General features: G+C 62.0%; 14 protein-coding genes. 11 read left to right on the forward strand and 3 right to left on the reverse strand.

Features of this window, described 5'->3' with window-relative positions; genetic code table 11:
• The first annotated feature begins 112 nt into the window (after positions 1–112).
• Positions 113–2,002 (forward strand): molecular chaperone HtpG, encoded by a 1,890-nt coding sequence (gene htpG, locus LPJGGPFB_RS26760; RefSeq protein ID WP_173422979.1) that lies wholly within the window; start codon positions 113–115, stop codon positions 2,000–2,002.
• A 60-nt stretch (positions 2,003–2,062) separates the two neighbouring features.
• Here htpG and LPJGGPFB_RS26765 read toward each other — a convergent pair whose 3' ends face one another.
• Together LPJGGPFB_RS26765 and LPJGGPFB_RS26770 are read right to left on the reverse strand one after the other, a co-directional pair.
• The gene (locus tag LPJGGPFB_RS26765; RefSeq protein WP_173422980.1) at positions 2,063–3,256 is read right to left on the reverse strand and encodes a CaiB/BaiF CoA transferase family protein; all 1,194 of its coding nucleotides are present in this window, start codon (positions 3,254–3,256) and stop codon (positions 2,063–2,065) included.
• A 10-nt stretch (positions 3,257–3,266) separates the two neighbouring features.
• Positions 3,267–4,454, reverse strand: a complete 1,188-nt coding sequence (locus tag LPJGGPFB_RS26770; protein ID WP_173422981.1) for an acyl-CoA dehydrogenase — start codon at positions 4,452–4,454, stop codon at positions 3,267–3,269.
• A gap of 94 nt (positions 4,455–4,548) precedes the next feature.
• Here LPJGGPFB_RS26770 and LPJGGPFB_RS26775 point away from each other — a divergent pair, with 94 nt between their 5' ends.
• The 10 genes from LPJGGPFB_RS26775 (at position 4,549) to phnN (ending at position 14,932) form a co-directional block, all read left to right on the forward strand.
• A complete protein-coding gene (locus LPJGGPFB_RS26775; protein ID WP_173422982.1) occupies positions 4,549–5,427 on the forward strand; it encodes a hypothetical protein in 879 nt (292 codons plus the stop codon).
• A gap of 182 nt (positions 5,428–5,609) precedes the next feature.
• Complete coding sequence (locus LPJGGPFB_RS26780; protein WP_173422983.1) at positions 5,610–6,566, forward strand: LysR family transcriptional regulator; 957 nt, start codon at positions 5,610–5,612, stop codon at positions 6,564–6,566.
• Positions 6,567–6,646: 80 nt separating this feature from the next.
• A complete protein-coding gene (locus LPJGGPFB_RS26785; RefSeq protein WP_173422984.1) occupies positions 6,647–7,774 on the forward strand; it encodes an NAD(P)/FAD-dependent oxidoreductase in 1,128 nt (375 codons plus the stop codon).
• 167 nt (positions 7,775–7,941) lie between these two features.
• Positions 7,942–8,784 (forward strand): phosphonate ABC transporter ATP-binding protein, encoded by an 843-nt coding sequence (gene phnC / locus LPJGGPFB_RS26790; protein WP_173422985.1) that lies wholly within the window; start codon positions 7,942–7,944, stop codon positions 8,782–8,784.
• A gap of 86 nt (positions 8,785–8,870) precedes the next feature.
• The gene (gene phnD, locus LPJGGPFB_RS26795; protein ID WP_173422986.1) at positions 8,871–9,776 is read left to right on the forward strand and encodes a phosphonate ABC transporter substrate-binding protein; all 906 of its coding nucleotides are present in this window, start codon (positions 8,871–8,873) and stop codon (positions 9,774–9,776) included.
• 107 nt (positions 9,777–9,883) lie between these two features.
• Positions 9,884–10,846: a phosphonate ABC transporter, permease protein PhnE gene (gene phnE / locus LPJGGPFB_RS26800; RefSeq protein WP_173422987.1), complete on the forward strand. Its 963-nt coding sequence runs from the start codon at positions 9,884–9,886 to the stop codon at positions 10,844–10,846.
• 9 nt (positions 10,847–10,855) lie between these two features.
• Positions 10,856–12,373 carry a phosphonate ABC transporter, permease protein PhnE gene (gene phnE, locus LPJGGPFB_RS26805; RefSeq protein ID WP_173422988.1) on the forward strand — a complete coding sequence of 506 codons (1,518 nt, stop codon included), beginning with the start codon at positions 10,856–10,858 and terminating at the stop codon, positions 12,371–12,373.
• Positions 12,374–12,499: 126 nt separating this feature from the next.
• The gene (locus LPJGGPFB_RS26810; protein WP_173422989.1) at positions 12,500–13,207 is read left to right on the forward strand and encodes a DUF1045 domain-containing protein; all 708 of its coding nucleotides are present in this window, start codon (positions 12,500–12,502) and stop codon (positions 13,205–13,207) included.
• Between the two features lies 1 nt (position 13,208).
• Positions 13,209–14,348 (forward strand): alpha-D-ribose 1-methylphosphonate 5-triphosphate diphosphatase, encoded by a 1,140-nt coding sequence (locus tag LPJGGPFB_RS26815; RefSeq protein WP_173422990.1) that lies wholly within the window; start codon positions 13,209–13,211, stop codon positions 14,346–14,348.
• Complete coding sequence (phnN, locus tag LPJGGPFB_RS26820; RefSeq protein ID WP_173422991.1) at positions 14,345–14,932, forward strand: phosphonate metabolism protein/1,5-bisphosphokinase (PRPP-forming) PhnN; 588 nt, start codon at positions 14,345–14,347, stop codon at positions 14,930–14,932. Before LPJGGPFB_RS26815 ends, phnN begins: the two co-directional genes overlap by 4 nt.
• Before the next feature lie 280 nt (positions 14,933–15,212).
• Here the strand turns inward: phnN and LPJGGPFB_RS26825 are convergent, their stop codons facing one another.
• The gene (locus tag LPJGGPFB_RS26825; protein ID WP_173422992.1) at positions 15,213–15,413 is read right to left on the reverse strand and encodes a hypothetical protein; all 201 of its coding nucleotides are present in this window, start codon (positions 15,411–15,413) and stop codon (positions 15,213–15,215) included.
• Positions 15,414–15,449: the final 36 nt, after the last annotated feature.

Raw genomic sequence — 15,449 nt, forward strand, 5'->3', positions numbered from 1 at the left:
CGTCTTCTTCGCACTGCAGCATCGTACAGAAACATGCACTCCACAAGACAACCCTTGAAATTTGAGACGCAGCTTGCCAATTGGGGCGAAACCCAAAGGAGGTCCCACCGCGATGAGCGAAACTGAAATGTCCGTAGAGAAACATGTCTTCGAAGCCGATGTAGCCAGGCTGCTCCATCTCATGGTGCACTCGGTCTATTCCGACAAGAACGTCTTCCTCCGCGAACTGATTTCCAACGCCGCGGACGCCTGCGAGAAGTTGCGATACGAGGCGATCGTCTCGCCCGAGCTTTTGGCCGGCGACACGAGCCCCGGCATCAAGCTGACGCTCGACGAGGAAAACAACCGCCTCGTCGTCGAGGACAACGGCATCGGCATGAGCCGCGACGAGCTCGTTGAAGCGCTCGGCACCATCGCCCGCTCGGGCACGCGCGCCTTCATGGAGCGCATCGAGGCCGCCCAGGGCAAGGAAGGCGCGCAGCTCATCGGCCAGTTCGGCGTCGGCTTCTATTCCGCCTTCATGGTCGCCGACAAGGTTGACGTCATCTCGCGCCGAGCCGGCTCCGATCACGCCTGGCTCTGGTCGTCCGACGGCAAGGGCAGCTACACGGTGGCAGCAGCCGATCTCGCAGACGCGCCGGCGCGCGGCACGCGCATCACCCTGCACCTGATGGACGATGCCAAGACCTACACCTCGCGCTGGACGGTCGAGCGCATCGTCAAGGATCAGTCCGGCCATGTGCCCGTGCCGATCTCAATCGTCGAGAAGCCCGGCGCCGAGCCGGTCTCCGTCGGCGATGGCACGGCGCTCTGGACAAAGCAGAAGAGCGAGATTTCCAAGGAAGACTACGCCGATTTCTACCGCGGCGTTTCCGGCCAGTACGACGACCCGGCATTGACGGTGCATTTCCGTGCCGAGGGCCGGCACGAATATACCGCACTTGCCTTCGTACCTGGCTCCAAGCCCTTCGACCTCTTCGATCAGGACCGCAAGGGCCGGATGAAGCTCTACGTCAAACGTGTCTTCATCACCGACGAGGCGGAGTTGCTGCCGCGCTACCTGCGCTTCGTGCGCGGGCTCGTCGACACTTCGGATCTTCCGCTCAACGTTTCGCGCGAGATGATCCAGGAAAGTCCGCTGCTGTCGAGCATCCGCAAGGGTCTCACCAACCGCGTGCTGACGGCGATCGAAAAGCTGGCCGAGAGCGACAAGGAAACGTTCGACAAGGTTTGGGAAAACTTCGGCAGCGTGCTGAAGGAAGGCATCTACGAGGACTTCGAACGCCGGACGCAGCTGATTGCGCTTTCCCGCTTCCGCACGACCGTGTCCGAAGACGGTCATCGCGGCCTTGCCGACTACGTCAAGGACATGAAAGACGGCCAGTCGGCGATCTATTACCTAACGGGTGACAACCTTGCCCAGCTCAAGGCCTCGCCGCAGCTCGAAGGTTTTCGCGCCCGCGGCATCGAGGTGCTGTTGCTGACCGACCCGGTCGACAGCTTCTGGGTGACCTCGGCACCGGACTTCGACGGCAAGCCGATGAAGTCGATCACGCAAGGCTCAGCCGATCTCGGCAGTGTCGCGAAGCCGGAAGGCAGCACCGACAGCGCGCCGGAAACAAGCCAGGCCGTAACGGACTTCGTCACCTTCGCCAAGGAAACACTGGGCGAGGCCGTATCAGAGGTTCGCACGTCGGATCGCCTCACGGAAAGCGCTGTCTGCCTGGTGGCGCCGGAGCATGGCCCCGACCGTCAGCTTGAGAAGATGCTACAGGGCGCCGGTCGCCTCGATGGCGCGGCCAAGCCGATCCTCGAGATCAACCCCGGCCATGCGCTGATTGCGGCAATCGCCGCTTGCCCGGCCGACGACAGCGCCTTCAGGACCGACGCCGTTCAGCTTCTGCTCGACCAGGCGCGCGTGCTCGATGGTGACAAGCCGCAGGACCCGCGCGCCTTCGCTGAGCGCCTGTCGCGCGTCTTCAACCGCGCGCTCAAGGTTTAACGCGCCGGCCCAACAGACTGTAATTGCAGGAGATGAAGGGGTGAGAGGGTGAAATCCCTCTCACCCTTTCGCTTGTTCGGGCACAGGCGTCATATCGATCTCGGCCAGCACCTCGGCCGTATGTTCGCCGAGACGCGGAACACCGCGGTCGAGCACCAGCGAGGCGTCGGAAAAGCGGATCGGCGTTCGGACGCCCGGCGAAGTTCCTCCAGCCGCGCCGGAATGCGGGGTGTCGATCTGCATCTGCCGATGCACGATCTGCGGATCGGCAAAGACGTCGGCGACCGTGTTGATCGGGCCGCCGGGAACCCCGGCCTCTTCCAGCAGCGTCAGAAGCGTATCTCGCTCGAACCTTGCCGTTTCCGCGCTGAGCGCCGGTGTCAGGCTGTCGCGATTCTGAACGCGGGAGGCGTTGGTCAGATAGCGCTCGTCTGTCGCCAGATCAGCGCGACCAAGCAGGTTGCAGAATTTCACGAACTGCCGGTCGTTGCCGACGGCAACGATCAGATGTCCGTCAGCCGTCGGAAAGACCTGATAGGGCGCGATATTCGGATGGGCGTTGCCAAGGCGGCGTGGCGCCTTTCCCGAGACCAGAAAATTGAGCGCCTGGTTGGCAAGCACGCCGGTCATGCAGTCAAGCAACGCCATATCGATCTGCTGGCCCTTGCCGGTGCGCTCACGCTGCGCCAAAGCTGCCTGTACGGCGATGACGCCGTAGAGCCCTGTGAAGATGTCGGCAAAGGCGACGCCGATCTTCTGCGGCTCGCGGTCCGGCTCGCCTGTCAGGTCCATGATCCCGCTCATGCCCTGGACGATATAGTCGTAGCCGGCGCGATGGGCGTAGGGTCCATCCTGGCCAAAGCCCGTCACCGAGCAATAGATCAGGCGCGGGTTGACCTTCTTCAGGCTCTCATAGTCGAGGCCATATTTCTCGAGGCCGCCGACCTTGAAATTCTCGAGCAACACGTCGGATTGCGCCACCAGCCGGCGAACGGCTTCCTGCCCTTCCTCGGTGGTGAAATCGAGCACGACCGAGCGCTTGCCGCGGTTGCAGGCGTGGAAATAGGCGGCATCGAGCTTCTCGCCGTCCTCGCCCTCCACGAAGGGAGGCCCCCAAGTGCGGGTGTCGTCACCCGCCGGGCTTTCCACCTTTATGACGTCGGCGCCGAGATCGGCCAACGTCTGGCCGATCCAGGGGCCCGCGAGAATGCGGGCGAGTTCCAGAACACGAATACCCTTCAGTGGCGCTTCCATGACCGGCGGCTCAGAAGAAGGCCTGGAGGCCGGTCTGGGCGCGACCGAGGATCAGCGCATGGACGTCATGCGTGCCCTCGTAGGTGTTGACCGTCTCGAGGTTCACCATGTGGCGCATGACCTGGTATTCCTCGGAAATGCCGTTGCCGCCGTGCATGTCGCGCGCCATGCGAGCGATATCGAGCGCCTTGCCGCAGTTGTTGCGCTTGACGAGCGAGATCATTTCAGGCGCCATCCGGCCTTCGTCCATCAGCCGGCCGACGCGGAGCGACCCTTGGAGACCGAGCGAAATCTCGGTCTGCATGTCTGCAAGCTTCTTCTGGAAGAGCTGCGTCTGTGCAAGCGGGCGGTTGAACTGCTTGCGGTCGAGACCGTACTGGCGCGCCGCGTGCCAGCAGAATTCGGCCGCACCGAGTGCGCCCCATGAGATGCCGTAGCGGGCGCGATTGAGGCAGCCGAACGGGCCCTTCAGCCCCTCCACGTTGGGCAGAAGCGCATCTTCGCCGACTTCGACGTTGTCCATGACGATTTCGCCGGTGATCGAAGCGCGAAGCGACAGTTTGCCCGCAATCTTCGGCGCCGAAAGGCCCTTCATACCCTTGTCCAGCACAAAGCCGCGAATGGCGTTGCCATGGGCCTCTGACTTCGCCCACACGACGAAGACATCGGCGAGCGGCGCATTGGAGATCCACATCTTCGAACCGACGAGGCGGTAGCCGTTGTCCGTCTTGATCGCCCGGGTTTTCATGCCCGCCGGGTCGGAGCCTGCATCCGGCTCGGTCAATCCGAAGCACCCGATCCACTCGCCGCTGATCAGCTTGGGCAGGTACTTCTGCTTCTGCTCTTCCGAGCCGTAGGCATAGATCGGGTAGATGACGAGCGAGGACTGCACGCTCATCATCGAGCGGTAGCCAGAATCGACGCGCTCGACTTCGCGGGCGACGAGACCGTAGGCGACATAGGAAGCGCCGACGCCACCATAGGTCTCCGAGACGGTGACGCCAAGCAGACCGAGATCGCCCATTTCGCGGAAGATTTCGGGATCGGTTGATTCTTCGCGATAGGCAGCAATGACCCTGGGCTGCAACCGATCCTGCGCATAGGCCCGCGCGGTATCGCGGATCATGCGCTCGTCCTCGGTCAACTGATCTTCGAGGAGGAACGCGTCATCCCATTGAAATTGCGTCTTGCCGGCCATGTCTCTCTCCCATCGGATTTTTCCACTTGCGGTTATGGCAAGCAGAACCAAGGCTTTCAAACGAAATTGAGGCACCGGCTCATGCGTCTGCGGAATGGCCCAGGCGGTCGGGGCGATCTTAACCTTGTTTAGAGACGCCTTATGGACCAGGCTTTATGGTTGCCATATCCTTAACGGGACATTTTATGGGAGTGCGTCCGTCATGGATCGTCGAATCTGCAATGTCCGTTTGACACCTTTCATCTGGTTCATCGCGCTGATGGTTGCCTGTCTGATCGCCATTCATTGCTTCGTCATGGTTTGCTGGACGATGAAGAGCTGCGGTCCCCTCACCGCATCGGTGACGAGTTTCGGCCACCTCTTCGATCTCAATCGCGAGCTCAACATTCCAAGCTGGGCAAGCTCCGTCCTGATCGTCCTGGTCGGCGCCGCTTGCATGCTGGTCGGATTGGCCGAACGGCAACAAGGCGGTTCAGCGTGGCCGTGGTGGGGGCTCGGCGTCGTGTTCGCCTACATGTCTCTGGATGAAGCGGCAGAGCTTCACGGGTTACTCGCCACCGACAAATTGGCATTGCCGGGCATGACGGGCGCCGGATTCGCCTGGATCGTGCCAGGGCTTGTGCTCGCCGCCATCATCGCCCTGGCCTATCTGCGCTGGGTGTTGAGGCAACCCGCAGAAATACGCAACCTCTTCTTCATCGCCGGCACCATCTATGTCACAGGTGCTCTCGGCTTCGAAGCAGTGGGCGGCCTGCTGGCCGATCCGACCTACTTCAACCCCGCCTATCTCGTTGCCTCCACGATCGAGGAAGCACTCGAGTTTCTCGGCATGCTGATCATGCTCTATGCCGTGCTGCGCCGACTGGACATGTCAGGCCTTGCCTTCGAGTTTGCCACGCCTCGGCCAGGCCAAATCGCGGTGGCGAAGAATGACATTCCGCGGAAAGGCCTGGGCGGAGCAACGACCGGGTGACCTTTCTCATGGGTAGGAATGGCCACCCGTCGCGGCGTGCTCTATCCGGCCGTACGCTCCGCTGCCTGCGTCTTGCAAATCACCTGCAATATGACGACAAGGCTAAAGGATGATCGGCGGAACGGCCCTTCCAGCCAGGCTGCCGGTTACCATCCACCGATAAAGGTCCAAGTAATCCATCCATGGCCAACGACCGTCTGGAACGCTTCGCGCATAACCTCGACTGGAATCTGCTACGCACCTTCGTCGTCGTCGTGGAGGAAGGCAGCATCACCGCCGCCGCCAACAGGCTGCTGTTGCAGCAGCCTGCTGTCAGCATGGCGCTCAAGCGGCTCGAACAGACTGTCGGGCAAAAGCTGATCGATCGCCGTCCGGGCCGGTTCGACCTGACAGACGCCGGAGCGAGGCTGCACGCACAGTGCCGCGACATCTTCGCCGCCGTCATCCGCCTTCCGAACGTCCTTGAAACGGCCGGCGAGGAAATCACCGGCCATCTCAACATTCATGTCGTCAGCCATGCCCACAATCCGGCCTGGGATCGCAAGCTCGAGAGTTTCTTTGCCAAGCACCCGAAGGCGACGATATCGGTGACTGTCGCCACGACTGTCGACGTGCTGAGTGCCGTCGAGCGCAACATCGCGACGATGGGGCTTTGCGACGGCAACATCCCGGACTGGCTGAACAAGGCCTTTCACGTCCGCGAACGCTATGCGCTCTACTGCGGTCGCGATCATCCGCTGTTCGGCGTCGAGGGCGTCGATTTCAACGACTTGCGCGGCAATGCCTATATCGCCTTCATCGCCGACGTGCTCGGCGGCCAGCACATGAACTCTGTTACAGCTGTGCGCGCCATCGGATCGTTCGGCCAGCAGGTTCGGGCCGTATCCTGCAATGTCGAGGAGGTTATGCGGCTGATCGCAGCCAATATCGGCATCGGTATGCTGCCGGACCATCTCGCCGCAGCCGGCGTTGCAGAGGGCCGGCTCTGGCAGCTTCCGCCCTACGACAACCTGCCGACGACAGACGTGTTTCGCATATCCAACCCCAACTCTATCCTCAACCCGGCGGAAGCTGCTTTCCTTGCACATGTGGCCGACACCGCCCCGCTTGACCACTGCCTCGAGCATCATCAAAATTGATAGCGGCATTTCCCGTTATAAATTTGAACGCAGATCGCGCGTTGCATATGGTCCGGCCAAATCAGGAGTGAGGTCGGGACATGCGTGAATTTGATGTGGCTATCATCGGCGGCGGCGTCGCAGGACTATCACTTGCTTATTTCCTGGCACCGCACCGCTCCGTCGCTATCATCGAAAGGGAAGACGGGCTCGGCTATCACAGCACCGGCCGCTCCGCCGCGGAATTCGTACTGCGTTACAACGCGCCCGAAGTGTGCAAGCTCGCCGCGATCTCCAAAACCTTCTTCGATCAGCCGCCGGAGGGCTTTTCCGACGTGCAGTTGCTCAAGCAGCGCGGCGGCGTGATGATCGCCAACGCGGAAAAGGCGGCGCGGCTGGAGGCGGTGTTTGCCGAAGAGAGTGCGGCCAATCCCGACCTCAAGAGACTGACGGTCGACGAAGCGATCGCGCTCGTTCCGGTCCTGCGACGCGAGTATGTCGCCGGCGCCTTCTACGATCCCAATTTCTGGGACATCGAGGTCGAGAACCTCATGCAAGGTTACCTGCGCGGTGCCCGTCGCCATGGCGCCGAGGTGATCGAGCGCAGCGACGTCATCGCTCCGCGCCGTGAGGGCGACCGCTGGGTGCTCTCGACGAGTGCAGGCGACATTCGCGCGCAAGTCGTCGTCAACGCCGCCGGCGGCTGGGCGGATCCGGTTGCCACTCTCTTCGGCGTGGAGCCGGTCGGCATCGTGCCACATCGCCGCACCGCGATCACCGTGGACCTCCCCGCAGAGATCGACGCCCTGACCCTGCCCGAGATCAACGAGATCGACGAGGACTTCTATATGAAGCCTGAAGGTGGGAGGCTGCTTGCCTCCCCCGCCGATGCCACACCGTGCGAGCCGAGCGACGTCCAGCCCGAGGAGATCGATGTCGCGTGGGCCGCCCATTATGTGGAGGAGGCAACGACCGTGCCCGTCCGCCGCATCTTCAAGAGCTGGTCGGGCCTGCGCAGCTTCTCGCCCGACAAGTTGCCGGTGATCGGTTATGCGAAGGGTCGGGCGGATTTCTTCTGGCTCGCCGGCCAGGGCGGCTACGGCATCCTGACATCACCGGCATTGGGCGCTTTTGCCGCCAACCTGCTGATCGGGGCGCCCGCACCCGAGAGCTTCGCCGCCAACGGCCTTGGTGCCACCATCTTTAGCGCGGAGCGCTTCCAGCAGTAGCAACGGGTCTTCCTGTCCCGCTGAATGTGTCACATTTTGTTAACGACGTCCTTGAGGGTGTGAACTGTAACACAAACGACAAGAAACTGACATTTCGCTTTCATGAAGCGCCGATATGGCAGGTGTCATACCGATGACCGGTCTCCCCGTAAGAGGACCTGCTAGAAATGTTTCAGTTGAAGAACGTAACCCGCCAGTTCGGCAAGAAGACAGCCGTGAGCTCGGTTACCTTCGACATCCCCCAGGGCCAGATGGTCGGCGTGATCGGTCGCTCCGGCGCTGGCAAGTCGACGTTGCTGCGCATGATCAATCGCCTGGTCGACCTGTCGTCCGGCTCGATCGAATTCGCCGGCACGGAAGTCTCGTCGCTGCGGGGTGCCGCCCTTCGCAATTGGCAGCGCGACTGCGCGATGATCTTCCAGCAGTTCAACCTGGTGCCGCGCCTCGACGTGTTGACCAATGTGCTGCTCGGCCGCCTCAACCATCGTTCGACGGTGCTCAGCATCCTCAACATGTTTACCCGCGAAGAGCGCATCATGGCGATCGGCGCGCTGGAACGCCTCGGCATCGAACAGACGGCATTGCAGGCAGCCGGCACGCTTTCCGGCGGACAGCAGCAGCGCGTGGCGATTGCCCGTGCCCTGATGCAGCAGCCGAAGGTGTTGCTCGCTGACGAACCGATCGCCTCGCTCGACCCGCTCAACGCCAAGATCGTCATGGATGCACTGCGCGACATCAACGAGCGCGACGGCATCACCGTGATCACCAACCTTCACACGCTCGATACCGCGCGCAACTACTGCGAACGCATCATCGGCATGGCCCACGGCCGCGTCGTCTTCGACGGACAGCCAAAGGATCTGACGGCGGCCGCCGTCACCGAGATCTACGGCGCCGATACGGGCATCGAGGAATCGATGACCTCGACAAGCATCAACATTCCCGCGGCCGTCCCGCAGGAACAAACGGCATCTGCCGGCCTCCAGCCGCTGGCACTGGCCGGCATCTGACGCCCGCCAGGATCGAAGGCCCACGTCAAGGGCACCTCTTTGAAACCGAATATCATCCGGCACAGCCGGAGAAACGGGAGAACCTTATGCTGAAGAAAGCTCTTCTGGGCACTGTTGCCCTGCTCGCCCTCCTCGGCCACGCCCAGGCCGAAGACCTCAAGGAATTCCGCGTCGGCATCATCGGCGGCGAAAACGAAGCGGACCGCCTGCGCAACTTCCAGTGCATCGTCGACAAGCTGCCGGCCGCAATCGGCGTCGAAAAGGTCTCGCTGTTCCCGGCCGCCGACTATGACGGCGTCATCCAGGGCCTGCTCGGCGGCACGCTCGACTACGCTGAACTCGGCGCGTCCGGCTTTGCCAAGATCTACCTCGCCAAGGCTGACGCGGTCGAGCCGATCCTGACGACGGTCCAGACCGACGGTTCGACCGGCTACCACTCGATCATGGTCGCCCGCAAGGATTCGGGCATCACCAAGCTCGAAGACCTGAAGGGCAAGAAGCTCGGCTTCGCCGATCCGGACTCGACCTCGGGCTACCTGATCCCGCTCGTCACCCTGCCGGAATCGATCGGCGCGCCGGTCAAGGAATTCTTCGCTGAAACCGGCTTCGGCGGCGGTCACGAAAACCTCGTTCTCGAAGTCGTCAAGGGCACCTTCGATGCCGGCACGACCTTCGGTTCGGGCGTCGGCGAATTCAAGGACGGCTACACCTCGGGCAACCTGAAGAAGATGGTCGACAAGGGCATCCTCGACATGAACGACCTGGTCGAGCTCTGGAAGTCGCCGCTGATCCCGAATGGCCCGATCGTCGTCCGCTCGACGATGAACGACGACATGAAGGCCAAGTTCAAGCAGTTCATGCTCGACCTGCCGAAGACCGATGCCGCCTGCTTCTCCGCCATCCAGGGCGGCGATTTCACCGGCTTCACCGAAGTCAACGCCGACTTCTACAAGCCGATCATCGACGCCCGCAAGGCGACGATCGGCGGCTGATCTTCCCGATCATTCAAGGACGCTGGCCGCCAAAGCGGCCAGCGTTCGCCTTTTTGCTAGGGCGCTGGTAGCGCCTGTCGACAGAGGCCGGCACTGCCGGAACATTCATGGCAACTTCCATGCTCCCGAAGCATCTGAGTGACAATGGCGCGCTAGTGGAGCGTCACTGGCAGGAGCTGAATTCCCGCCGTCGGCTCTACTCCTGGCTCGGCTTCGCCGTGCTGATGCTCGCCCTTTCCGGCTCGCTCTGGTTTGCCAACGATTCCAATGCCGGCAAATTCTTCGACCGGCTGCCGCACTTCTTCGATTTCGTCGGCGATCTCGCGCCGCGCGACGGCCTTGAAATCTTCCGCGCCATGTTCGACCTGCCCTCGCCCTATGACGACGGCAGCTTCAAGTACAATTACCCCGAAGGTCGGCTCTACCTGACGGAAAGCTTCTACATCCCCGAATATGTGCACAAGATGCTGGAGACCGTGAACATCGCGATCTTCTCCACCGTCATCGGCACCTTCTTCGGCTTCATCTTCTGTTTCCTCGCCGCCCGAAACCTGATGCCCAATCCGTGGATACGCGGATTTGTGCGGCGGTTGATGGAAATTCTGCGTGCGTTTCCCGAGGTGGTCATCGCCGGCTTCTTCCTAGCGATCCTCTCGCTCGGACCGATCCCGGCGATCGCGGCCGTCTCGATCCACACCATCGGCGCACTCGGCAAGCTGTTCTTCGAAGTGGTTGAAAATGCCGACATGAAGCCGGACGAGGGCCTGCGGGCTGCCGGCGGCAACTGGATCGAGCGGGTCTGGTTCGGCATGGTGCCGCAGGTCCTGCCCAATTTCGCCAGCTATTTCCTGCTGCGCCTCGAGATCAACGTGCGCGCCTCCACCATCATCGGCGCGGTCGGCGGCGGCGGTATCGGCGAGCTGCTGCGCCTGTCGATCGGCCAGGGCCACCAGGCGAAGACGCTGGCGATCGTCATCCTCCTGTTTGCGACGATCTTTGCCGTCGACCAGTTTTCCGCATGGCTGCGCCGTCGCCTCGTCGGCGACCAGGCCTTCCAGCTTGCCCAGTAGGTGCCCATCATGACCTCCGCGAACAGACTAAGCCCGCTCGAAATGGATGCGATTGCGTCGCGCCACCCGCACCTGCTGCAGGGCTCCTCGAACAAGCGCCTGCGCACCATCCTCATCAGCGCTGGCCTCGTGGTCTATCTCATCTTCAGCTGGTGGTTCTTCTCGATCGGGCATGTGCTCGGCAACGCCAACTGGGGCATCGCCGGAACCTATCTTGCCGACTGGGTCTCCTATGAGGTCCGCCCCGAGCTCAAGATCGCGCGCGACAAGACGATGACGATCGACTTCCAGCGCAACTCACCGCTCGGCCCCAATCCCAATCCGTCGTGGGTGGAACTCGACAAGGAGACCGTGACCCGGACCGTCGAGATCCCTGCGTCCGCCACACCGTCGGCAAAGCCGAAGGCAAGCTCGTCGTTCAGCTTCATGGCGCCCGGCTCGGCACTGGGCAGCACCGACGCCGCAAGCATGCAAAGCCGATCCGAGACCCGAACGGCTGAGGTCATTACGAGGGCGGTCATCACCCTGAACCGCTCGACGAAGATCGAAGTCGCCGACGGCCTGGTAACGGCCACACACAGGGGCGAAACCCTGACCATGGCCGTCGATGGCCAGGACACCGTCACGCCCCAAGGTACCCTTCCTGCCTGGGCCACACAAAAACGTCCCGGTGAAAAAATCACACTCGCTTTCGGCGCCACCGGCTGGGCGGAAGTCGAAGGCGACGACGTCTCGGTGCGCAACCGTTTCTTCGGCTGGGCCAATTTCCTGTTCGACACCAACTCGCCCTTCTTCGGCAAGAGCTCTGCCGAGGTGCTTTCGCTGATCACCAGCGGCGAGCGTATCGATCCGGCGCGATCAAACCTGGGGCTCGCCTGGAACAACGTTCTCTACAATGCAGAATGGCAACATCTTGATGTCTGGACCAAGCTGCTGCAGACGGTGGTCATGGCCTTCGTCGGCACACTTTTCGCCTCGCTGGTGGCGTTTCCGCTTTGCTTCCTGGCGGCGCGCAACATTACCCCGAATTTCCTGACCAACCAGATCGTCAAGCGCTTCTTCGACTTCCTGCGCTCGGTGGACATGTTCATCTGGGCACTGTTCTTCACCCGCGCCTTCGGCCCCGGGCCGCTTGCCGGCATGTCGGCGATCTTCTTCACCGACACCGGCACGCTCGGCAAGCTCTACTCGGAGGCGCTGGAGAACATCGATGACAAGCAGCGCGAAGGCGTGAAATCCGTTGGCGCCACGCCGCTTGCCGTCCAGCGCTTCGGCGTGCTGCCGCAGGTACTGCCGGTCTTCGCCAGCCAGGCGCTTTATTTCTGGGAATCCAACACGCGTTCGGCCACGATCATCGGAGCCGTCGGTGCCGGCGGCATTGGCCTTAAACTCTGGGAGGCGATGCGCACCAATTCCGATTGGGAAAATGTCGCCTATATGGTGCTTCTGATCTTGCTGGTTGTGTTTATTTTCGACAGCATCTCGAACGCCCTGCGTTCGCGGCTGATTGGCCAGAAAGCGCATTGACGAGATGAGCGTTTTGCAGCTTCGCCATCATGATGTTGTCATGGAAATCGGCTAGCTGCGCATCGCGTCCCGCGAACAATCGACCCGCCGTCCCGGCGGGCCGGTCGATACAAGAAAGTGAAGACCGTGCGTTATGCAATCTACTTCGCGCCGCCGGCGGATGACCGGCTGTCGCAGACGGCGGCCCGTTGGCTTGGCCGTGACGCCTTTACCGGCGAGACCAGTGAATTTCCGGCGCTGGCCGATCTCGATGCCGACACGCGGCACGCATTGACCGCCGACCCCCGACGCTATGGTTTTCATGGCACCCTCAAGGCTCCCTTCGCCCTTGCCGATGGCCGCAGCGAAGCCGAACTGGTCGCAGCCTTTGAGGCGTTTGCCGCAGATCTAGAACCTTTCGAGATACCGGAACTGACACTGCATCAGCTCGGCCCCTTCTTCGCGCTCGTCTCTGCAACCCATTGCGAGCCGCTGCAGAATTTGGCGGCTCAAGCCGTGCAGTACTTCGAGCCGTTCCGGGCACCTCTGTCGGCGACTGACATGGCACGGCGCAATCCTGAAAAATTGCCGGAGCGACAGAGAGAATACTTGAAAAAATGGGGATATCCCTATGTTTTCGAAGAATTCCAGTTCCACTTGACGCTGACCGGGCCCGTCCCCACCGAGACAGCGAAAACCATGCGGGCCGTGCTCGAGAGCACTTTTGCCGATCATATCGGCGACCCGCTTGACGTTACGTCAGTTGCGCTCTTCGTCGAGCCGCACCGTGGCGCACCGTTCCTGGTCCATTCCCTGCTGCCGCTTGGCGGCGCGACACAACGAAAGATCGCATGAGATGAGCAAAGAACAAGTCCTGACCAACGCCCGCATCGTTCTCGAGGACAGCATCCTCGACGGTTCAGTGCTGATCCGCGACGGCAAGATTGCCGATATCTCGAAGGGCACTGTAAGCACCGGCGAAGACTTCGAAGGCGACTATTTGCTACCGGGTCTCGTCGAACTGCACACCGACCATCTGGAGGCGCACTATTCGCCGCGCCCCGGCGTTCGCTGGCTGAAGATCGCGGCGATCCAGGCGCACGACGCGCAAGTGGTTACGTCCGGCATCACCACCGTGTTCGATTGCCTGCGCCTCGGCTCAGACGAGGACGGTGGTTTCCAGAAGGGCGAGATGCGCAGCATGGCCGACGCGCTGGCGCAAGCCCAGCAAGAGGGTCGCCTGCGCGCCGACCACCTGATCCACCTGCGCTGCGAGGTTTCCACTTCGGACGTGCTCGATCACTACGAAGACTTCCAGAACGACCCGCAGGTCAAGCTGGTATCGCTGATGGACCACGCGCCGGGCCAGCGTCAGTTCCAGACGATGGACCAGTACACGCTCTACTACAAATCCAAGCGCGGCCTGTCAGATGCCGAGTTCGAAAAGTTCGTCGCGCGCCAGCAGGCGCTTTCGGCGAAGTATGCCGGCCCGCACCGCGACGCCCTTGCCAAGGCCTGCGCCGAGCGCGGCATCACCATCGCCAGCCACGACGACGCCACGATCGCCCACGTCGACGAATCGATCGGCTACGGCATCAAGCTCGCCGAATTCCCGACGAGTTTCGAAGCGGCCGAAGCCTCCCATCGCGCCGGTCTCAGCGTGCTGATGGGCGCACCCAACATCGTGCGCGGCAAGTCGCACTCGGGCAACATCGCCGCCCGCGATCTGGCTGACCGCGGTGTGCTCGACGTGCTTTCGTCGGATTATGTGCCGTTCAGCCTGATCCACGCGCCGTTCGTACTGGCTGACGAACTTGAGGCCATCGACCTGCCGAAGGCGATTGCCATGGTCAGTGCGACACCCGCCCGCACCGTTGGCCTTGACGATCGCGGTCGCATCGCCGTCGGCCTGCGCGCCGATATCTCGCGGGTTCACCGACAGGAAGGCATTCCTGTCGTGCGTTCGGTCTGGCGTGAAGGCCGGCGCGTCGCATGAGTGCGTTCGAAAGCAGGCGCGGCGCACTCGTCGTCGTGGTCGGCCCGAGCGGCGCGGGCAAGGACAGTGTCATGGGCTTTGCCGCCCAGCACTTTTCCGACTGTCACGACGTGCATTTCGTCCGGCGCGTCATCACCCGCCCGTCGGACGCCGGCAGCGAGGTGCATGAAAGCGTCTCGGAAGACGATTTTCTGGACATGCAGAAGGACGGCGCCTTCGCCGTCTTCTGGGATGCGCACGGCCTGAAATACGGCATCCCCTCAGCAGTGCTTCAGAATGTCAGGGCCGGCATGACGGCGATCGTCAATGGCAGCCGCGGCGCTCTGCCGGCGTTCAGGGAAACGTTCGGCGACATCGCCGTCGTCGTCGTCACGGCGGAAGCCTCGGTGCTCGCTAAGCGGCTTGCCGAACGCGGTCGTGAGAGCGAGGAAGAGGTGCTGCGACGTCTCAGCCGCCAGGCACCCGACGTCACCTCGGGCCCCGGCGTCAGCGTGATCGACAACAGCGGCAGGCTGGAGATCGCCGGCAACCGCTTTGTCGAACTCGTTGAGCGGCTGCGTATCGACGCGGATCATGCGGCCTAGCGAGCACAGGATGGGAAGGCCACGCATTTGACCCGCAGCACGCATCGTCTCGTCAGAGCAATTCGGTAACTGCCGCGAACCAGAGACAGAACGAAGCCCCGGCGCCCGTCGCGTTTCGGGGCTTTCTTCGTAACACACAAGCAACTTGCGGCCTTAGATCGGGACCTAAACATCAAGCCCAACCTGATGCAGCGCAAACCACAGGTGGCAAACGACATGAGGAGCGTTTGCAACGCATTCGACAAAGCTTTGCAGCAGCGAGCCGCCGGCTACCAACAGATCACGATTTTCTCAGATCATCGTAGAGAATGGCAATCCCGGTCGCCATGACGCCGATCGGCGCCATCCAGATCATGATTTTGACTGGCTCAACCACGAAGAAAAACATCCATAGGAAGCCAGCTGCGCCGGCCAGCGCCATTGCGGCTCCCAAGGCAAGTGAAATCGCCTTCCTAGTCTGTGAGCGGTTATCGTTCTGCATGTCGTGACCGTACACGACGGACGCGATTTATCAACC

The organism is Ensifer adhaerens, assembly GCF_013283195.1.
Taxonomy (GTDB): Bacteria; Pseudomonadota; Alphaproteobacteria; order Rhizobiales; family Rhizobiaceae; genus Ensifer; species Ensifer adhaerens_G.